This window comes from uncultured Escherichia sp., assembly GCF_948475835.1.
Lineage (GTDB): Bacteria > Pseudomonadota > Gammaproteobacteria > Enterobacterales > Enterobacteriaceae > ECMA0423.
The window spans coordinates 1-20705 of the sequence record NZ_CAOLGM010000078.1 but is presented as its reverse complement, the minus strand read 5'-3'; the positions used below and the strand labels follow the sequence as shown (position 1 = coordinate 20705).

The window sequence follows — 20705 nt, the reverse complement described above, 5'->3', positions numbered from 1 at the left end:
CCGCCACCAACCACAACCGCTATCAGCAAAAACAATAACCCAATGCGTTTTTTCCCTCGCATAGATTCCTCTAAATAAATTCCAGGACACCGAAATCATTGTATAATTAAATACACAACGAATTAACCGCTTGCATAACTCGGCACAACACTGCCTGAAATAATCGATAAAGAATATGATTTATTACAATGTAATCATTAATTGCTAAGGAATAACCCAGTTGCTATTTAGAATATATATTTATCAGTTTTAGCAATTTAAATCCCATAATCAATGTGAATATAAAAAATATTATTAGCACAACGCTATGTTCACTGTCACCCGCTCAACAGATCACGGTTATCGTTCGTTTTTTATACTGCTCAGGGATAAAAAAAGGCCCCTGTTGAAATTGCAGGGGCCTGGTACGAGCAAGCATCATATTGGGCGACATGATGCAACGGTAAAAATCATTTGGCCTGATGGCGTTCAATGATTCCTTTCATTTCAGCAACCGCCGCCCCGTCTACGATATAACGCGAATACTCGTCCGCGTGTTCATCTGATGACATGGACAATCCTTGATTACGATAACGCATCGGTGAGGCTTGCCACGCTCCCGCGGAGCTATGGACTTCCAGCACTCCGGCATCGAGGAAGTGGTGCAGGTTTTCTGCACGGACTCCTGCTCCGGCCATAATGATTGGAGCATCACGATGGGCAATAAGTTCCATAATTTTTGATAAACCTTGCAGTGCGTCTGATTTTTGCCCTGATGTCAGTACCCGGGCAATGCCCAATTCCGCAAGATTATTGAGTGTATATAAAGGGTTAGCGCACATATCGAAGGCGCGATGAAAAGTCACTGCCAGCGGACCGGCAGCAGCCATTATTTTTTCCATTCGTGGCATATCGACATTCCCGTCAACATCGAGAACGCCCGTCACCAGTCCAGGAAAACCTAATTCGCGGACCGTGCGCACATCCTCAAGAATGGCGGCAAACTCACCGTCGCTGTAGCAAAAATCACCACCGCGTGGGCGAATTATCGGATGCACAGGGATCGTCACCCGCTGGCGCACGGATTTCAGTACCCCCAACGACGGCGTTAAGCCCCCCTCTTTTGGGGCTGCGCATAATTCAACTCTGTCTGCGCCGTTTTGCTGCGCCGTTAGTGCACATTCCATGCTGTAACAGCAAATTTCCAGTAATGCCATTTTTGCTCCTTAATTACGCTGACTGCTCGCTGGCAACGATCTCTTCAATGGACCACGGATGAAACTTAATAGTTGTTTTGCCATCGGTGACCGCCAGCGTCGGATTCGGTAATCGCTCATGCTCACCTTTTGGTGAACTGGTTTTAACTGAGATCCCCGGTAGGCTGAGTCCTTCATCAGAAAGCAAAGCCAGCGCACGGGCATTCAGCGTTTCTGGATCACCCGGCAGAACGATTTCAATATGTTCCCAACCTTCGTGTGGGTAACGTTTTTCCCCGGGCCACGGTAGCTCCACAATAGAAAACTGCCAGTGCGCAACCTGTACCGGTTCATGCAATTTAAACAGACAAATCGGTCTGCCATTGATCATATTTTCTGACAAAAGCTCGCCACACTGTTCAAACCCGCGACGCCAGCGCTCAGCGGTGACGTTTTGATGGCAACGCAAAGAAATGTGATCGGCAGTCAGCGGAGTGATATTCAACCCCAGACGGAGGGAAAGTTCATCTAATGCGTGGGTAAATCGCGGTAAATCCGATGCAATATCCTGCAGCTCGTCGATAGATTGCCAGTTCGCCATAATCACTCTTCGTCTTTCAGTAAAAGCGTTAATTTACCCTGTTGCCCTGCGCCAACCAACCGCTGATTTCACGCCGCTTCTGATGCAATAGTGAAAACGGCAATACGCCACGCGCACGTTGCTGACGAAAACAGCCATTTGCAGTATACTCCCGCCCTAATTTCTTTAACTGGTGCGGGCAATTTTTGCTCGCTTCATCAATGTAAGGTATTCCGGTGAATATTCAGGCTCTTCTCTCAGAAAAAGTCCGTCAGGCCATGATTGCGGCAGGCGCGCCTGCGGATTGCGAACCGCAGGTTCGTCAGTCAGCAAAAGTTCAGTTCGGCGACTATCAGGCTAACGGCATGATGGCAGTTGCTAAAAAACTGGGTATGGCACCGCGACAATTAGCAGAGCAGGTGCTGACTCATCTGGATCTTAACGGTATCGCCAGCAAAGTTGAGATCGCCGGTCCAGGCTTTATCAACATTTTCCTTGATCCGGCATTCCTGGCTGAACATGTTCAGCAGGCGCTGGCGTCCGATCGTCTCGGTGTTTCTACGCCAGAAAAACAGACCATTGTGGTTGACTACTCTGCGCCAAACGTGGCGAAAGAGATGCATGTCGGTCACCTGCGCTCTACCATTATTGGTGACGCAACAGTGCGTACTCTGGAGTTCCTCGGTCACAAAGTGATTCGCGCAAACCACGTCGGCGACTGGGGCACTCAGTTCGGTATGCTGATTGCATGGCTGGAAAAGCAGCAGCAGGAAAACGCCGGTGAAATGGAGCTGGCTGACCTTGAAGGTTTCTACCGCGATGCGAAAAAGCATTACGACGAAGATGAAGAGTTTGCCGAGCGTGCACGTAACTACGTGGTAAAACTGCAAAGCGGTGACGAATATTTCCGCGAGATGTGGCGCAAACTGGTCGACATCACCATGACGCAGAACCAGATCACCTACGATCGTCTCAACGTGACGCTGACCCGTGATGACGTGATGGGCGAAAGCCTCTACAACCCAATGCTGCCAGGAATTGTGGCGGATCTCAAAGCCAAAGGTCTGGCAGTAGAAAGCGAAGGGGCGACCGTCGTATTCCTTGATGAGTTTAAAAACAAGGAAGGCGAACCGATGGGCGTGATCATTCAGAAGAAAGATGGCGGCTATCTCTACACCACCACTGATATCGCCTGTGCGAAATATCGTTATGAAACACTGCATGCCGATCGCGTGCTGTATTACATCGACTCCCGTCAGCATCAACACCTGATGCAGGCATGGGCGATCGTCCGTAAAGCAGGCTATGTACCGGAATCCGTACCGCTGGAACACCACATGTTCGGCATGATGCTGGGTAAAGACGGCAAACCGTTCAAAACCCGCGCGGGTGGTACAGTGAAACTGGCCGATCTGCTGGATGAAGCCCTGGAACGTGCACGCCGTCTGGTGGCAGAAAAGAACCCGGATATGCCAGCTGACGAGCTGGAAAAACTGGCTAACGCGGTTGGTATTGGTGCGGTGAAATATGCGGATCTCTCCAAAAACCGCACCACGGACTACATCTTCGACTGGGACAACATGCTGGCGTTTGAGGGTAATACCGCGCCATACATGCAGTATGCTTACACGCGTGTATTGTCCGTGTTCCGTAAGGCAGAAATTAACGAAGAGCAACTGGCTGCAGCTCCGGTAATCATCCGTGAAGATCGTGAAGCGCAACTGGCAGCTCGCCTGCTGCAGTTTGAAGAAACCCTCACCGTGGTTGCCCGTGAAGGCACGCCGCATGTGATGTGTGCTTACCTGTACGATCTGGCTGGTCTGTTCTCTGGCTTCTACGAGCACTGCCCGATCCTCAGCGCAGAAAACGAAGAAGTGCGTAACAGCCGTCTGAAACTGGCACAACTGACAGCGAAGACGCTAAAGCTGGGTCTGGATACGCTGGGTATTGAGACAGTAGAGCGTATGTAATCGATTTTTCGTGAGAGTAAAGCCTGATCAGGGTTACCTGATCAGGCTTTTTTATTGCCATCTAAATGTATTCTGAAAATGGACATGCCATTGTTTTCTGACTGTTGGATAAGAGGCCAGAAGCGTAATATCCGGCCCCAGGGAAACGATAACGGTTGAATTTAAGGAATACCGCAGTGTTTAAATTTCTTGTATTAACATTAGGCATTATCTCTTGCCAGGCTTACGCAGAAGATACGGTTATAGTAAACGACCATGACATTTCAGCCATCAAAGATTGTTGGCAAAAAAATTCAGATGATGATACTGACATTAACGTGATCAAATCATGCCTGCGACAAGAATACAATCTCGTCGATGCGCAATTAAATAAAGCCTATGGTGAAGCTTATCGTTATATAGAACAAGTGCCACGCACAGGTGTAAAAAAACCTGATACCGAACAACTTAACTTGCTTAAAAAATCACAGCGAGCCTGGCTGGATTTTAGGGACAAAGAATGTGAATTAATCCTTTCAAATGAGGACGTTCAGGATTTAAGTGACCCTTATTCTGAATCAGAATGGCTCTCATGTATGATCATACAGACCAATACGCGAACTCGCCAGTTGCAGCTATACCATAACTCTGAAGATTTTTATCCAAGCCCTTTGACAAGAGGATAATTCACATCTTTTTGGCATGTTTTGTTGCAAGCTATTCCTGATAAATAATTGCAACAAGACATCGAGCCTTTTTCACTGAGTTATTAAACATACTCGCGAGCGCGTAATTTTTTTGTCCTTCAGCGATAATTCACAATCACTTCATTACGTTGTACCTTTAGCGGTGGAATTAACCGCCCACCGCCTGGCACTTCCCAGATAAATCGCAACGGTTCTGCTGCCGCTATACCGGAAAAGGCCACGGTGGTTCCGCTCTGCCCCTCTAATTCGACACAACGAGATTGCGAACACAAGCGAACCCGCAGTCCTGAAGGTGTCGGGCCGATAAGCTGATAACGCCACGCTACCAGCGTCATCAATCCTGAAGCAGGTTGTCGCGTAGAAAGAGGCGCAGACGACATCGACTCACCGCGATGATTTAGCGTAATTCCTACACTACTTGCCTGCCACATCCCCTCCCCGGCGGCTTGCACCAGCAGCGGAAACAATAATATTGCTAATAAGGTTCTCATTATTTGCCGCCAATTGTCGCCGTCATGCGGATATGTCGGTTATCAGACAGTTCCAGATTCGACAGGACCACTAACTGCGGCAAGCTGCGGCGCAGGAAGCGAGACAATAATGGTCGCAGCGCGTGGTTCACCAACAATACTGGCGGCGCACCCAGCATCTCCTGACGGGATAGCGCTTCCTGAGTTTGCGCCAGTAAACGATCCGCCAGCCCTGGCTCCAGTCCTCCCCCGCCCTGCAGCGCCTGTAGTAACAAACGTTCCAGCGGTGTATCGAGGCCAATAACATGGACTTCATCTTTGCCAGGAAACCACTGCTGGGTAATCGCCCGTCCCAACGCCACGCGCACGACGGCGGTTAATTCATGTGGATCGCTTTGGATGGGCGCATGTTCCGCCAGCGTTTCGAGAATGGTGCGCATATCGCGAATCGGTACTTTTTCATCGAGGAGATTTTGCAGCACTTTATGCAGTGTGGTGAGCGTGACGACGCCAGGAACGAGATCTTCCGTCAGCTTTGGCATCTCCTGGGCGACGCGATCCAACAGCTGTTGCGCCTCCTGACGACCAAACAGCTCTGCGGCATGCTGGCTAATGAGGTGGTTAAGATGCGTTGCTACCACCGTGCTGGCCTCAACCACTGTGTACCCCTGAATCTGCGCCTGTTCTTTTAGCGCACTTTCAATCCAGATAGCATTCAGGCCAAATGCCGGATCGACGGTCGCCTCACCAGGTAACGTCCCGGCAGCGGTTCCAGGGTTAATCGCCAGCCAGCGCCCCGGATAAGCATCACCACTGCCAATCTCCACGCCTTTCATCAAAATGCGATAGCGGGCAGGTTGCAGATCCATATTGTCGCGAATGTGCACCACTGGCGGCAGAAATCCCATCTCCTGGGCAAATTTCTTGCGGATACTGCGTATACGGCCCAACAACTCACCATCCTGCTGGAAATCGACCATCGGGATCAGTCGATAACCCACTTCCATTCCCAGAGAATCTTCCAGTTGTACATCGTTCCACGTCGCTTCGACAACGGTATTATTCTCTGCCATTTTTACCGGTTTGGGTTCGGCAGGCGCTTTTTGTTCGCGTCCGCGTATCCACCAGGCCAGCCCCAGCAATCCGGCAGTGAACAGCAAAAATACCAGGTTCGGCATTCCAGGCACCAGGCCGAGTAAACCGAGCACGGCGGCGCTTAACAACATAACGCTTGGGTTACTGAAAAGCTGATTCACCATCTGCTCGCCAACATCCTGATCGGTGCTGACACGCGTAACGATGACCCCCGCGGCGGTAGAAATCACCAGCGCCGGAATTTGTGCCACCAGACCGTCGCCAATGGTCAATAGCGTATAACTTTCCGCCGCGTGTCCCATGCTCATGCCATGTTGCAGCACGCCGACCAGCAACCCGCCGACAACGTTAATGACCATGATGAGGATCCCGGCGATGGCATCGCCGCGAACAAACTTACTTGCCCCGTCCATTGAGCCGTAAAAATCGGCTTCCTGAGTCACTTCGGAGCGGCGTTTTTTCGCCTCATCTTCACCAATCAATCCAGCGTTAAGGTCGGCGTCAATCGCCATCTGCTTACCCGGCATACCATCGAGAACAAAGCGCGCACCCACTTCTGCGATACGCCCGGCACCTTTGGTAATGACCATAAAGTTGATGATCACGAGAATGACAAACACCACGATACCGATAGCGAAATTGCCACCAACGAGGAAGTGACCGAATGCTTCGACCACCTTCCCAGCCGCCGCCGCGCCGGTATGCCCTTCCATCAAAATGATACGGGTTGAAGCCACGTTAAGTGCCAGACGCAACAACGTAGTAAACAACAGAATGGTCGGAAACGCAGCAAACTCAAGCGTGCGCTGGGTAAACATCGCCACCAGCAACACCATGATCGACAAGGCAATATTGAAGGTAAACAACAGGTCGAGTATGAATGCGGGCAGTGGCAGCACCATCATCGACAAGATCAACAGGATCAAAATCGGTCCGGCAAGGATCTGCCATTGTGTCGATTTCAGGTTTGCGGGCAGGCGCAGCATCGCGGCCAGATTACTCATGGGTCGGTTTCTCGTTAATAAAATCCAGGGCTTCCGGCACCGGAAGATGAGTAGGTTGTACAGGGCGCTGTCCACCAGCCAGACGCCAGCGTTTCAGTTGCCAGACCCAGGCCAGCACTTCCGCCACCGCGGCGTACAGTTGACCCGGGATTTGTTGACCAATCTCCGCATGTCGATACAGCGCTCGCGCCAGCGGCGGCGCTTCAAGCGTCGGGACGTTATTTTCAGCGCCAATTTCACGAATGCGCAGCGCGACCAGCCCTGCACCTTTAGCGACCACTTTCGGTGCGCTCATTTTGTTTTCGTCATACTGCAACGCTACCGAATAGTGGGTCGGGTTATTGACAATGACATCCGCTTTCGGCACATCGGCCATCATCCGACGCCGTGCAGCAGCTCGCTGCATCTGACGGATCCGCCCTTTAACATGAGGGTCACCTTCGCTTTGTTTGAACTCATCACGAATATCCTGCCGTGACATACGCAGCTTTTTCAGGTGGCTGAATATTTGGAAAAAGACGTCAAATCCCACCATTGGAATGACACCAAGCACCACCAGCAGTGCGCATAGCCCTACCAAATCCATCGCATTACCCATGGCGGTAATCGGAGACTCGGCCATCAAGCGCATCATCTGCGGCCAGTGATGCCAGAGAAAAAACCCCGTCACGCTGCCAACCAGGATGGTTTTCAAAATTGCTTTAAGCAACTCCGCGCCAGTCTGAGCCGAGAACATCCGTTTAATGCCCGGTAGCGGGTTGAGTTTGGAAAACTTCGGCTGCAAGGATTTGCCGCTAAATACCAGCCCTCCCAGCATGACCGGAGAAATGAGCGCCACCAGCACCACGCCGCTAATCAGCGGCAGCAGCGCCAGCATGGCTTCTCTGATCAGCAGAATAATCTGCCCGAGGATCAGATTCGGGTCATTGATAATACTGTGATCAAAATGCAGCCCAGCGGAGAGCATGCCCGACAATCGACGGGCCAGCGACACACCGCCAAACCAGATAACACTAACGCCCACCAGCAAAATCAGCAGTGAGGTCAGTTCACGGGAACGCGGGATTTGCCCCTCTTCCCGCGCTTTTTCTAGTCGGTGAGGTGTGGGGGCTTCTGTTTTGTCGTCGCTCTCGTCAGACACGTCGCCAATCCTGGAAAGAGTATTAAGCGTGAATGCTGCCAGAGCGCAAAGCGTTCAATGGTTTGAGTAAGGGGCAAAACAGGCGGGATTTAGGGCTTTTGCTGCCACACATCAAGCATAGTGTGCGTTTGTCGGATGCGGCGTCATCGCCTTATCAGACCGCCTGATATGACGTGGTCACGCCACATCAGGCAATACAAATCAAAATCCAAGACTATCCAACAAATCGTCCACCTGATCCTGACTGGCTACCACACCGGCTTTGCTGGTATCGACCTGAGGTCCATTAAGCAAACTCTGGTTTTCACGTTTTGGACGCGACTCCTGTTCCGGGATGTTTTCCAACAGCACCATCAGCAACTGGCGTTCGATCTCCTGAATGACATCCATCATCCGCTTAATGACCTGCCCGGTGAGATCCTGAAAATCCTGCGCCATCATGATTTCCAGCAGTTGCGCGTTAGTAAAGCTGGTATGCGCGGGTACATCTGCCAGAAATTGTCGTGTATCTGTTACCAGTTCACGGGCGTCGGCAAGGTCAATCGGATCGGCAAACCAGTCATCCCAACGTTGGGTTAACGCTTTTGCTGATTTCTCCATTTGATCCTGATGCGGTTGTGACGCCTCAACACTGTTCAGCGCCCGCTCCGCAGCCTGGGCGGTCATCTGCACAACATAGTACAAACGATCGCGCGCATCGGGGATGGCTTCCGCCGCTTCGGCAATGGCCTGATCCAGCCCCAGTTCCCGCAAACTGTCGCGCAGCATACGCGTCAGGCTGCCGATGCGCGCAATGATATCGCCAGCTGAATGCTCGTCAGCAGGTTTGATTGATGGTTGCATCATAGTCGCATCCTCACATGCCCAGTTTCTCAAAGATTTTGTTGAGTTTTTCCTCCAGCGTCGCGGCGGTAAATGGCTTCACCACATAGCCACTGGCCCCCGCTTGCGCCGCAGCAATGATGTTCTCTTTCTTCGCTTCTGCAGTCACCATTAACACTGGCAATGCTGACATCGCGCCATCCGCACGAATTGTTTTCAGCAATTCCAGGCCATCCATGTTGGGCATGTTCCAGTCGGAGATAACAAATCCATAACCGCCTGCCTGCAACTTATTGAGAGCGTCGACGCCATCTTCCGCTTCCTCAACATTATTGAATCCCAGCTCTTTCAGCAGGTTACGCACTATGCGTCGCATGGTGGAAAAGTCATCCACAACCAAAAATTTAAGTTCTTTATCCGCCATTTCACACTCCTGATTTAAATACGTATCGCCTGTCCGGCACTAATTTTTGCCAACATTTGCTGGCTTACCTGGCTAAGATCGACCACTTCGCAAACACCACCCATATTGATGGCCTCGCGCGGCATGCCGAACACCACGCAACTTGCTTCGTTTTGCGCAAGGGTCCATGCCCCCGCCTGACGCATCGCCAACATTCCTGCCGCGCCGTCGTTGCCCATACCGGTCAGGATCACCCCAACCGCATTACGCCCCGCCTGTTTGGCGACAGAATGGAACAACACATCTACCGAAGGCCGATGACGGTTAACCGCCGGGCCATCATGAATTTTGATTTGGTAATTTGCGCCACTACGCGCCAGCTCCATATGCCGATCGCCCGGCGCAATATAGGCATGCCCCGGCAAGACACGTTCTCCGTCTTCGGCTTCTTTAACCCCGATCTGGCAAAGCTTATTAAGTCTGTCGGCAAAAGAGCGGGTGAAACCGGGCGGCATATGCTGGGTAATTAACAGTGCCGGGCTGGAAAGCGGCAACGGTTGCAGTACGTGACGAATGGCCTCAGTTCCACCCGTTGAAGCACCAATCGCAATCAGTTTTTCAGAACTCAACAACGGCCCTGCCTTCAGCGTTGTCGGTGCCGACAATGGCTTATGTGCTGCAAGGCTCGCCTTTGCTGCTGTTCGCACCTTTTCAGCAATCATTTCGCTATACGCCAGCATTCCTTCGCGAATACCCAGTTGCGGTTTGGTGACAAAATCTATCGCCCCCAGCTCCAGCGCGCGCAGCGTGACCTCTGACCCTTTGCCGGTCAGGGAAGAAACCATCACAACGGGCATTGGACGCAAACGCATTAATTTTTCGAGGAAATCCAGTCCGTCCATCCGCGGCATTTCAACATCCAGCGTCAATACATCGGGATTGAATTTCTTAATCAAATCACGCGCAACCAGCGGATCAGGGGCGGTCGCCACCATTTCCATGTCGCTATGGCTGTTGATGATTTCTGTCATGATCTGGCGCATCAGTGCCGAATCATCGACAGATAACACCCTGATTTTGCTCATCGTTAATCCTTACTTAGCGCATACACCGTCTGACCACGCAGCGTGAAGCGGCGCTCAAGGTGGCTAAAGTTTTCAGAGTGACCCGCAAACAGCAATCCGTCGGGTTTAAGGAGCGGAACAAAGCGGCGCAAAATCTCCTGCTGGGTAGTTTGATCGAAGTAGATCATGACGTTACGACAGAAGATCGCATCAAACGGCCCCGGCACGGTGTACTGTTTCGCCAGTAAATTCAGCGGGGCAAAATCAACATAGTTCCCCAGCTCCTGACGCACGCGTACCAGCCCTTCATGCGGTCCCGTCCCTCGCATGAAATACCGTTGCAGTTGCTGCGGCGTCAGGTTTTTCAACTCTTCATGGCGATAAATACCGCTTCTGGCTTTTTCCAGCACTTCGGTGTCGATATCACTGGCAAACACTTTCCAGCGTCCGGGCGCGGTGCCCAATGTGTCAGCCAGCGTCATCGCAATGCTGTACGGCTCTTCGCCGGTCGAAGCCGCCGCGCTCCATACGCGATACTCGCCAGAACGGCGACGTGCGTGATCCGCGAGCAGAGGGAAATGGTGTGCCTCACGGAAAAATGCCGTCAGATTCGTGGTCAGCGAATTGATAAACGCCTGCCACTCACCGCTGTGCTGATTAGATTCCAGCAAGTTCAGATAATGACCGAAATCCGTTAGTCCCAGCGAACGCAAACGACGAACCAGTCGGTTGTAAACCATGTCGCGTTTATGGTCAGCCAGAACGATCCCGGCTCGTTGATAGATCAATTGACTTATCCGCCGAAAATGCGCGTCGGAAAGCGCCAGGCGCTCGGTCATCTGTAACAATAAAGACGTTTGCCCACAGGGCAGAGATGAAGTCATAGCGCCTTCTCAATCACTTCAGGATACCACTGGCGCAATTTGTAACTGCGCCGACTCATGTCGTGCTACTTCATGTTCTTCAAGGGTAAATACCGCCACACGCGACGAAAGATGGTCGGCCTGATTCGCCAGTTGTTCCGTTGCCACCGCCGCTTCTTCTACCAGCGAGGCGTTCTGCTGAGTCACCTGATCCATCTGGCTGACAGCCTGTGCAACCTGCTCAATCCCCCGCTGTTGTTCTTCCGACGCAGAGGCAATTTCTCCCATAATGTCGTTCACGCGGGTCACCGAACTGACAATATCGATCATGGTCGCGGCGGCGTTATTCACCAGTTTCGAACCCTGCTGGACACGATTGACTGACTCTTCGATCAGCCCTTTGATCTCTTTTGCTGCCTGCGCGCTACGGCTGGCAAGATTGCGCACTTCACCTGCCACTACCGCAAAACCACGCCCCTGCTCTCCGGCGCGAGCCGCTTCCACTGCCGCATTCAGGGCCAGAATATTGGTCTGGAAAGCAATTCCGTCGATAACGCTGATAATGTCGCCAATTTTTTGCGAGCTGGTGGCGATCTCCTGCATGGTGTGAGTCATGGTACTGACCTGAACACCGCCCGCCTGCGCCGTTGTCGCGGCATTTTTTGCCAGTTCCGACGCCTGTCGTGCGTTATCGGCGTTTTGCCCTACCGTGGCGGTTAATTGCTCCATACTGGCGGCCGTTTGTGCCAGCGATGCCGCCTGCTGTTCGGTACGACTTGAGAGATCGTTATTGCCTGCGACAATCTCCGCGATCCCAATGTGCATCTCATGGCTTCCCTTACGCACATCACTCACCGTCCCACGCAAAGCCTGCTGCATGGTCTTCAGGCTGGCAAAAATGGCGGTGATCTCATTACGACCATATACCGCAATCGGACGCGCCAGATTACCCGCAGCAATGCTGTCAAAATGGCTACCAATAATGGCCAGTGGTTGAACAATCATCTTGCGCGTCCACCACAGCGCACTGCTGATGTAGATTGCCGCAACAATAATCATGCTGATAAACACCAGCGCCGAAATCTGATAGTTACGCTGACTTTGCGCACTGGCGGCTTCCAGCACATGGTTGATCTCCAGCTGCCAGGCCTCAAAGTTAACGTCAAACGCATTCTGTGATCCCTGCACCGGCGCAGTGAGGAAATCCGAAAGTTGATTACTTTCAAGCCAGGTCGCCTGATGTTCGAGATCGTTGTGCCAGCGGGCAAAACTTTTCTCCGTCTCTTTTTGCAATGCCCTGACGTGCTCGTTGCCCGCAGTCATCGCCATAAAACTTTTAAACAGCGTGGTGGATTGCGTCAGACTGGCGCGCGCCGTCGTCATCAACGTTTTAATGTCATCCGCCGGATAGCTAAGTGCCGTCAGAGTGCCCGCTTTGTTCAGCGCGGTACTGGCCTGTAACATTACCGCCCGAGTTTGCGCTAATGCCGCACGTTGCTGATTGCTCTGCTCGACCTGATTCAGTCGTTGCAAATCGTCGCGAAATGCCCAAAAAGACATGCCGTTACTGCCAATCTGCAAGATCCCGCAGAGAATCAAAATTAAAAACAGCGTGGTCGAAATTCGAATACGATTAAACATCAACGCTCCCCATCAGGCGGCAATGACCGCGTTAGTAAATACTCGTCAAAATGTTTCCCAGTTTGGATCTTGTTCAGCAATTCGCAGTCGTGGCTGAGCCGGTGGTTGCTCACTGGCAGGACGGGATGGTGTTTGCGGTTTATTGGTGAGTGGGCTGGCTGCCAGACGGAACGCGGAAACCGCTTGCGTTAAACGACTCGCCTGTTCTTCCAGCGCAGCGGCGGCGGCAGCTGATTCCTGCACCAGCGATGCGTTCTGTTGCGTGACGCGATCCATTTCCGAAACCGCCAATGCGACTTGATCGATGCCACGGCTCTGTTCATCCGATGCCGATGCAATCTCGCCCATAATGTCAGTCACGCGAGTGACAGCATTGACGATATTGTTCATTGTTTCCCCGGCGCTTTCGACCAGCACCGAACCGGTATCAACGCGTGAGACGGAGTCTTCAATGAGGGCTTTGATCTCTTTTGCCGCCTGGGCGCTGCGACTGGCAAGATTACGCACTTCACCCGCCACCACGGCAAAACCACGGCCCTGTTCACCCGCACGCGCGGCTTCAACCGCGGCATTCAGCGCGAGGATATTAGTCTGGAAGGCAATACCGTCGATAACGCTGATAATGTCGGCAATTTTCTTCGAACTATCGGCGATCTCATGCATCGTTTTCACTACGCCATCCACCACTTTGCCGCCGTGCTGGGCGGTGTCGGAGGCACTTTGCGCCAGTTGCGAGGCCTGGCGGGCGTTATCGGCGTTTTGCTTCACTGTCGCGGTGAGCTGCTCCATGCTGGCGGCAGTTTCTTCCAGCGCGGATGCCTGCTGTTCAGTACGGGAGGAAAGATCGGTGTTGCCCGCCGCAATTTCACGGGTACCGGCATAGATGGCATCTGAACCTTCGCGGACATGAGTGACGGTGTCAGTCAAAGAGCGTTGCATATGTGAAACGCTCTGCGCCAGGTCGCCCATTTCACTGCGCCCGTCAATGGTCAGGGTATTCGCCAGGTTACCACCGGCGATTTCGCGAATGTGAGCAATAATTTTTGCCAGCGGAGTAAGCAACATACGGCGAATGCCGTACCACGCCACCAGCAGAATCAATACCACCACCAGCGCGATAACCGCCAGTTGCCACTGGGCAAATCGGTAATCATCTGCGTTGTCAGTGACGATATCGCGATACAGTTTTTCACTGCTGAGGGCGTACTGAGCAAACGCTTCGCCCATTGCATTTTGCATTCCCTGGGTTGGCTGAGCGAAATAAGCTCCAGTATTGCCATAATCTAGATAATCAATCAGTTCAGTTAACGCTGTGTAATAGTTTTTATATTTTTCATCAATATTACGACTGGTAGCGACCATTTCAGGTAACGGTGCCATGCTTTTGAATTTTTTATAATGCGTCGCTGCCTGCGCCAATGTTTTCCTGGCGCTATCGAGCAATTCAACTTTGGCGTTACTTTGTTGATTAGAGGAATCCATCATCATCCGCACCGCTGAACGACTCAGGTTAATGCGCGTTTGCAGCATTAAATCCCAGGTTGACGTCAGCTCGCCCTGCTGTTCCCGCAATTGATTGGAAACCACAAAGCTCTTCTGGCTATGGTGAAGGGAAGAAAAAAACAGACTGCCGGAAATAAGCTGTAACAGTGCGAATACCCCCAGCACCATTACCAACAGCGTGACTACGCGGATACGGTTAATCATAAGGCACCTTCCTGAAAACAAGTTGATCTCGTTATCGGCAAGAAGGGGGGAAACTTTATTGCTGATGCCACCCGCCGCGAAATTGAAATAAAAAACCCGATGCGCAGATCATCGGGTTCATTTCAATTGAGGAAATCGGGAGAATTACGCCACTTCTGACGCCGCGCTATCTAACAGCGCCATCTCTTCGCTGTTCAGCAGTTTTTCGATGTTCACCAGAATCAACATACGGTCGCCCAGTGCGCCCAGTCCAGTGAGATATTCTGTTGAAAGCGTCACGGCAAACTCTGGTGCCGGACGAATTTGCTCCGCCGTCAATGAAAGCACGTCTGAAACGCCGTCAACCACGATGCCGACCACCCGCTGTCCGAGATTCAGGACGATAACTACCGTGTTGTCGTTATAGTCCACATCCACCTGGCTGAACTTAATTCGTAAGTCAACAATCGGCACAATAACGCCGCGCAGATTCGTGACGCCTTTGATAAACGCTGGCGTGTTCGCAATCCGTGTTACCTGATCGTAGCCACGGATCTCCTGCACTTTCAGGATATCAATACCGTACTCTTCATCACCAAGGGTAAATACCAGAAATTCCTGGCCTGACGGCTCGCTGGCCAGCTTTGTTACATTCGTCATACCGGTCATATTGTTACCTTTTTACTCATTCAGGCGGCGGTGTTCGCCATACGTTGTTCGCGGTTTATCGCCTGCAAGGCGGAGACATCAACAATCAGTGCCACGCTGCCGTCGCCAAGAATGGTCGCAGCAGAAATGCCGGGGACTTTGCGATAGTTACTTTCAAGGTTTTTAACCACAACCTGGTGCTGACCAATTAATTGATCCACCAGCAAGGCGTAGCGGCGACCGCCACTTTGTAAGATCACCACAATTCCCTGGGTGGCTTCGGTTTTCGCGCCCGCGACGTTGAACACTTTCCACAGTTCGACGATGGGCAGATATTCACCCCGCACTTCCAGCACCCGCTCGCCGCCGGCCAGTGGATGCAGATCGGCTTCACGGGGTTGCAGTGATTCCATGACAGCATTCAGCGGCAGAATGAAAACTTCATCCGCAACGCGTACGGACATGCCGTCGAGGATGGCCAACGTCAGCGGCAGTAAAATGCGGATCGTAGTGCCAGTACCCTGCTTCGACTGGATTTCGACATGACCGCCCATCTCCTGGATATTACGTTTAACGACGTCCATGCCGACGCCGCGCCCGGAGACGTCGGTGACCTGCTCCGCCGTGGAGAAGCCAGGTGCAAATATCAGCATTGCAACTTCGTCGTCGCTCATGTTTTCGCTGACAGTCAAACCTTGCGAGGCCGCTTTTGCCAGAATTCGCTCACGGTTTAGCCCCGCCCCATCGTCGGTCACTTCAATGCAAATGTTGCCGCCCTGATGTTCGGCAGACAGAATTAAATTTCCGACGCTGTTTTTACCTGCGGCGAGCCGTTTTTCTGGCAGTTCAATACCGTGATCGAGGCTATTGCGTACCAGGTGGGTCAGCGGGTCGATAATGCGTTCTATCAGGCTTTTGTCGAGTTCAGTAGAACTGCCCACCAGCGTCAGTTCTACCTGCTTGCCGAGTTTTCCCGCCAGATCACGCACCAGCCGGGGATAGCGACTAAAAACATATTCCATCGGCATCATGCGAATCGACATCACTGATTCCTGCAAATCACGGGCGTTACGTTGTAACTGCCCCATGCTGGTTATCAAATCACCATGATTAACCGGGTCCAGTTCGCTGGAACGCTGGGCAAGCATGGACTGGGTGATAACCAGCTCGCCGACGAGGTTAATTAATTGATCAACCTTTTCTACCGCTACACGGATGCTGGTGGATTCATTGCTGCGCGTCGTTTTTTCCCGCTCCACGCGGCCGGTTGGCGCTTGTTCGGCTGCCAGTTTAAGCACTGGTGGGGTGGATATTTTTGGCGAGACTTCTACTGTTTCAAAGGTAATCTGATCGGCTTCAATCACAAAACAGAGTACCGCTGTGATGTCATCTTCGGCGATGTCGCCCGGTAATATTGCCGAGAGCGAATCCGCCCCTTTCACCACGTCAGTTAACGTTGTCAGATGTCCCAGTTCTTCTTCCAGCAGGTCGACTTCCCCGGCCTTCAGGCGCGAAAGGATAATTCGTCGCGGCGACTGACTGCGACTCTGCTCATCTTGCGGTTCACTTTTGGCAACCACACTTAATCGGGTCACTGCGGATGGCGTTTCGCCTTTCGCTTCTAATGCCAGTTGACGCAAGGCCTGGCAGATATAATCGAAGCTGGCGGCATCCGGCTCTTGCGACTGTTTATAAGCGTCGAGCTGTTCTTGCATGATGTCCTTCGTTTCCAAAAACAGATTGATAATGTCGGTGTTGAGTTGCATCTCACCTCGTCTGGCTTCATCGAGCAGGTTTTCCATCAGATGCGTGGTTTCCTGCAAAACGCTGAAGCCAAAAGTTCCTGCCCCTCCTTTGATCGAGTGGGCAGCCCGAAAGATGGCATTCAATTGTTCGGCATCTGGCGCTTCCGGCTGCAAAACCAGCAGATGCTGCTCCATGTCAGCCAACAGTTCGTCCGCTTCATCAAAAAATGTCTGATAAAAATCGCTTATATCCATGCTCACGCTGTCACCTCGGTTCGGCTGATGGCATTGTGGGAACACTGACCTGTGGTGCAACCTCAGGTTTTTCCAGGGCGCTTACTGGCTCATTCTGGCTTTCGGCGTTTTCATGCAAAATGGCCTGTTCGGCTTGTTTGTTCAGTACCAGCAGGCTGATGCGACGGTTGACGGCATCATCAGGTCCGCGATCGCTTAAGCGCATCGTTGCCGCCATGCCGACGACACGTAACACTTTGCCGCTATCCAACCCTCCGACCATCAGTTCGCGGCGGGATGCATTGGCCCGATCGGCAGAAAGCTCCCAGTTGCTATATCCTTTCTCACCGCTGGCGTAGGGGAAATCATCGGTATGACCTGAAAGGCTAATACGGTTGGGAATACCGTTCAGTACAGGCGCAATGGCACGCAGAATGTCGCGCATATAGGGTTCGACATCGGCACTGCCGGTTCTAAACATCGGGCGATTCTGGCTATCGATGATCTGAATACGTAGACCTTCCTGGACCAGATCGATTTTGAGATGGGGACGTAACGCCCGCAGTTTCGGATCGGACTCTATCAACTGGTCGAGATCACCCCGCAATTTCCGCAATCGACTTTGCTCCATGCGTTTTTTCAGCTCTTCGATGTTCGGCTGCTTATTCACTTCCCCCTGGCTTTGGGTGTAATCATCACCACCGCCGGGAATTGGGCTTTCACTATTAGAAATGCGATCGCCGCCCGTAACCGCAGTCGCCAGTGGAGTCCGGAAGTACTCCGCAATCTGAATCAGCTCTTTTGGGCTGGAGATGGAGATCAGCCACATCACCAGAAAAAAGGCCATCATCGCAGTCATAAAGTCGGCATAAGCAATCTTCCACGATCCATGTGCTGCCCCGTGGCTTTTGGCTTTGCGTCGTTTGACGACAATAATCGGATGCGCTTGATTCTTCATGCTTCCTCGGTTGTCGTCTGTTGTTGCGGATTTTTCACCGCACGCACATGCTCTTCCAGTTCAATAAACGACGGACGTTCGCTGGAATAGAGCGTTTTGCGACCAAACTCAACGGCGATAGGCGGTGCGTAACCGTTCAGATTAGAAAGCAGAGTGACTTTGACGCACTGCATCATTTTGCTGGTTTCGGCGCTTTTCTGACGTAAAACACTCGCTAATGGGGAAATAAATCCGTAAGCCAATAAAATGCCGAGGAAAGTCCCCACCATCGCATGTGCGATAAGCGCACCCAGCTCGGCGGCAGGACGATCGGCTGAACCTAACGCGTGAACGACCCCCATTACAGCCGCGACAATACCAAACGCCGGAAGTGAGTCCCCGACCAGCGCCAGACTGTTCGCCGGGACTTCTGCCTCGCTTTCGTGCGTCTCAATCTCTTCATCCATCAGGGCTTCGATTTCGAAGGTGTTCATATGACCGCTGATAATCAGACGCAGATAATCGACGATAAAATCAAGCATGACGCTATCCGCGAGGATGCGTGGGTAGCTGGCGAAGATCTCGCTCTCACGGGGATTTTCAATATCACGTTCCAGCGAAAACATCCCCATCTGCCGCGATTTCGCCATCAACCGATAAAGCAGAGCCAGCAGATCCATATACATTGCTTTGGTGTATTTGGAGCGACGAAACAGCAACGGCAGCGCCTTCAGCGTGCCTTTAATCGCTTTGCCATTATTGCCGACGATAAACGACCCAATCCCTGCACCGGCAATAATCACCAGTTCAGCGGGTTGATAGAGTGCTCCAAGGCTTCCACCGGTCATCAAATAACCGCCGAAAACTGTACCGAGAACAACCAGGTAACCTAATAAGATAAGCACGACATCATCCTTCCACTGTTGACCATGACAGGATGTTCAGTCGTCAGGCGTTAACGCGCGATTGGGGCAAAAAAAAGCAGCGGTACGTCGTTACCGCTGCTGGAATGTTGCGCCTCACCGTATCAGTTAAACAGCCTGTACTCTCTGTTCATCCAGCAGTTGTGGGATAATATCGGCAGGATTCTGGGAAAGTTTACGTCTTTTTACTGCCCGGGATGGCGGTTGACATAAGCTGCAGGCAAAGCTGCCAACAGGCTGGTGAGCGTGGGTAATAAAATTGCCGCCGCAGCAGTTGCAGCTGGAAAGTTGCAGTAATCCACTTTCAACAAACCGCACCAATGTCCAGGCACGGGTTAATGCCAGCAGTGGTCCTTCTTCTGCTTGTGGGCACTGTTCAAGGTATAAACGGTAGGCTTTGATCACCGCATCGACGCCATTACACAAACCGGTTTTCAGTAAAAACTGCCATGCATTACAGAACATCGAAGCATGAACGTTTTGTTCCCAGGTCATAAACCAGTCGGTTGAGAATGGCAGCATGCCTTTCGGCGGTGGGCTTCCGCGCAGTTCTTTATAAAGTTTTATCAGGCGTCCGCGACTTAACTGTGTTTCGCTTTCCAGCATCTGCAAACGAGCGCCCAGGGTGATCAATTCCATTGCCAGCTGAATATCCCGCGCTTCCTGAACAATGCTTTTTTCACTCATGATCAGGCCCTTTTCTTGCGCAGCGCTTCTTCAGGCTGATTAACATCATTCAGCAAGCGTGTTGAGAGCATGATGCCGGTATGAATTTGCTGGAGATCGTCAACGCGGGAATCTTGCGTCAACTGAGTAATCGTCTGGTGGCTGTCAAAACGGAAGTGACAAACCAGTTGATTGGTTTCTGCCAGCTTAACCATTTGCGGAAGAGTCAGTGCCGCTAACGTTGTCGCCATTTCTTCATTTATGCCGAGACGAAACATAGCGGACGCTTTGTCCTGAACAATCAAACGCTGTGCAAGTAGTAAATATGACAAGTTGATGTCATAAATGTGTTTCAGCAACTCGGAGGTATGCATTATTCCCACCCAGAATAACCAACTTTATTTTTATGCGGTTTCACCGCACCCCGTGATGTCGCCGGGAAGCCCCGGTAAAAAATAATTAGCATTAGAATAGTTGCGATAAGCTGCAATAAGCAGAACCACCTTTTTGGTTTAATATGTCCTTACAAATAGAAATGGGTCTTTACACTTATCTAAGATTTTTCCTAAATCGACGCAACTGTACTCGTCACTACACGCACATACAACGGAGGGGGGCTGCGATTTTCAATAATGTGTGACGCAGATCACACAAAACACTCAATTACTTAACATAAATGTATAAGTCATACTTTTGTTTTGGGTGTATTTCAATCTGTTAAAAAGTTTTTCGCTACGCTAGCAAGCAAAAATGAAACAGGAATAATCGAAATGGGATGTTGCGCACAGTTAAAATAACTCACCGTAAATAATCATCTGCTATAAATAATCACTTTCATGCAATACCAGATAAGCTATTTTTAAACAGACACTTACCGCACAACAAACTAATTAAATACAAAGAAAGGCAACAATCAACTTAATGTTAATGAAATGTTTTACATATATTAACC

Annotated in this window: 21 protein-coding genes; 2 read left to right on the top strand and 19 right to left on the bottom strand. The window is 51.4% G+C overall.

The window, feature by feature from the left end:
* From QZF50_RS15320 to QZF50_RS15310, 3 genes are all read right to left on the bottom strand, one after another.
* Positions 1-62: hypothetical protein (locus QZF50_RS15320; protein ID WP_249827574.1), on the bottom strand; the 62-nt coding region annotated here is incomplete at its 3' end.
* Between the two features lie 387 nt (positions 63-449).
* Positions 450-1196, bottom strand: coding sequence for a copper homeostasis protein CutC (cutC, locus tag QZF50_RS15315; protein ID WP_001185741.1), 747 nt, complete (start codon positions 1194-1196; stop codon positions 450-452).
* Between the two features lie 13 nt (positions 1197-1209).
* Entirely contained in the window at positions 1210-1776 is a 567-nt protein-coding gene (locus QZF50_RS15310; RefSeq protein ID WP_001356134.1) for a VOC family protein, read from the bottom strand.
* A gap of 215 nt (positions 1777-1991) precedes the next feature.
* Here QZF50_RS15310 and argS point away from each other — a divergent pair, with 215 nt between their 5' ends.
* The gene (gene argS / locus QZF50_RS15305; RefSeq protein ID WP_021532945.1) at positions 1992-3725 is read left to right on the top strand and encodes an arginine--tRNA ligase; all 1734 of its coding nucleotides are present in this window, start codon (positions 1992-1994) and stop codon (positions 3723-3725) included.
* 41 nt (positions 3726-3766) lie between these two features.
* On the opposite strand, the gene yecV is transcribed toward argS, so the two are convergent.
* Positions 3767-3811, bottom strand: a complete 45-nt coding sequence (gene yecV, locus QZF50_RS15300) for a protein YecV (protein WP_211180499.1) — start codon at positions 3809-3811, stop codon at positions 3767-3769.
* 90 nt (positions 3812-3901) lie between these two features.
* Here yecV and QZF50_RS15295 point away from each other — a divergent pair, with 90 nt between their 5' ends.
* The gene (locus QZF50_RS15295; RefSeq protein ID WP_001315683.1) at positions 3902-4390 is read left to right on the top strand and encodes a lysozyme inhibitor LprI family protein; all 489 of its coding nucleotides are present in this window, start codon (positions 3902-3904) and stop codon (positions 4388-4390) included.
* 119 nt (positions 4391-4509) lie between these two features.
* On the opposite strand, the gene flhe is transcribed toward QZF50_RS15295, so the two are convergent.
* From flhe to flhD, 15 genes are all read right to left on the bottom strand, one after another.
* Entirely contained in the window at positions 4510-4902 is a 393-nt protein-coding gene (gene flhe, locus QZF50_RS15290; protein ID WP_001259583.1) for a flagellar protein FlhE, read from the bottom strand.
* Complete coding sequence (gene flhA, locus QZF50_RS15285) at positions 4902-6980, bottom strand: flagellar biosynthesis protein FlhA (protein ID WP_000066983.1); 2079 nt, start codon at positions 6978-6980, stop codon at positions 4902-4904. Before flhA ends, flhe begins: the two co-directional genes overlap by 1 nt.
* The gene (gene flhB / locus QZF50_RS15280) at positions 6973-8121 is read right to left on the bottom strand and encodes a flagellar biosynthesis protein FlhB (RefSeq protein WP_001278954.1); all 1149 of its coding nucleotides are present in this window, start codon (positions 8119-8121) and stop codon (positions 6973-6975) included. Before flhB ends, flhA begins: the two co-directional genes overlap by 8 nt.
* 201 nt (positions 8122-8322) lie before the next feature.
* Positions 8323-8967 carry a protein phosphatase CheZ gene (cheZ, locus tag QZF50_RS15275; RefSeq protein WP_000983609.1) on the bottom strand — a complete coding sequence of 215 codons (645 nt, stop codon included), beginning with the start codon at positions 8965-8967 and terminating at the stop codon, positions 8323-8325.
* A gap of 10 nt (positions 8968-8977) precedes the next feature.
* A complete protein-coding gene (gene cheY / locus QZF50_RS15270; protein ID WP_000763867.1) occupies positions 8978-9367 on the bottom strand; it encodes a chemotaxis response regulator CheY in 390 nt (129 codons plus the stop codon).
* Positions 9368-9381: 14 nt separating this feature from the next.
* Positions 9382-10431 carry a protein-glutamate methylesterase/protein glutamine deamidase gene (cheB, locus tag QZF50_RS15265; RefSeq protein ID WP_000036371.1) on the bottom strand — a complete coding sequence of 350 codons (1050 nt, stop codon included), beginning with the start codon at positions 10429-10431 and terminating at the stop codon, positions 9382-9384.
* Between the two features lie 2 nt (positions 10432-10433).
* On the bottom strand, positions 10434-11294 hold the full coding sequence (gene cheR, locus QZF50_RS15260; protein ID WP_023568752.1) for a protein-glutamate O-methyltransferase CheR: 861 nt from the start codon (positions 11292-11294) through the stop codon (positions 10434-10436).
* An 18-nt stretch (positions 11295-11312) separates the two neighbouring features.
* Positions 11313-12914: a methyl-accepting chemotaxis protein IV gene (gene tap, locus QZF50_RS15255; protein WP_000483214.1), complete on the bottom strand. Its 1602-nt coding sequence runs from the start codon at positions 12912-12914 to the stop codon at positions 11313-11315.
* Between the two features lie 45 nt (positions 12915-12959).
* Positions 12960-14621, bottom strand: coding sequence for a methyl-accepting chemotaxis protein II (gene tar, locus QZF50_RS15250; RefSeq protein WP_001297437.1), 1662 nt, complete (start codon positions 14619-14621; stop codon positions 12960-12962).
* A 144-nt stretch (positions 14622-14765) separates the two neighbouring features.
* Positions 14766-15269, bottom strand: a complete 504-nt coding sequence (cheW, locus tag QZF50_RS15245) for a chemotaxis protein CheW (protein WP_000147302.1) — start codon at positions 15267-15269, stop codon at positions 14766-14768.
* 20 nt (positions 15270-15289) lie between these two features.
* A complete protein-coding gene (gene cheA, locus QZF50_RS15240) occupies positions 15290-17254 on the bottom strand; it encodes a chemotaxis protein CheA (protein WP_001300654.1) in 1965 nt (654 codons plus the stop codon).
* Positions 17255-17258: 4 nt separating this feature from the next.
* Complete coding sequence (gene motB, locus QZF50_RS15235; RefSeq protein WP_000795630.1) at positions 17259-18185, bottom strand: flagellar motor protein MotB; 927 nt, start codon at positions 18183-18185, stop codon at positions 17259-17261.
* Positions 18182-19069 carry a flagellar motor stator protein MotA gene (gene motA / locus QZF50_RS15230; RefSeq protein WP_000906336.1) on the bottom strand — a complete coding sequence of 296 codons (888 nt, stop codon included), beginning with the start codon at positions 19067-19069 and terminating at the stop codon, positions 18182-18184. The genes motB and motA overlap by 4 nt, the downstream gene beginning before the upstream one ends.
* A 126-nt stretch (positions 19070-19195) precedes the next feature.
* Positions 19196-19774, bottom strand: coding sequence for a flagellar transcriptional regulator FlhC (flhC, locus tag QZF50_RS15225; RefSeq protein WP_001291603.1), 579 nt, complete (start codon positions 19772-19774; stop codon positions 19196-19198).
* Between the two features lie 2 nt (positions 19775-19776).
* Complete coding sequence (flhD, locus tag QZF50_RS15220) at positions 19777-20127, bottom strand: flagellar transcriptional regulator FlhD (protein ID WP_001295647.1); 351 nt, start codon at positions 20125-20127, stop codon at positions 19777-19779.
* Positions 20128-20705 lie beyond the last annotated feature (578 nt).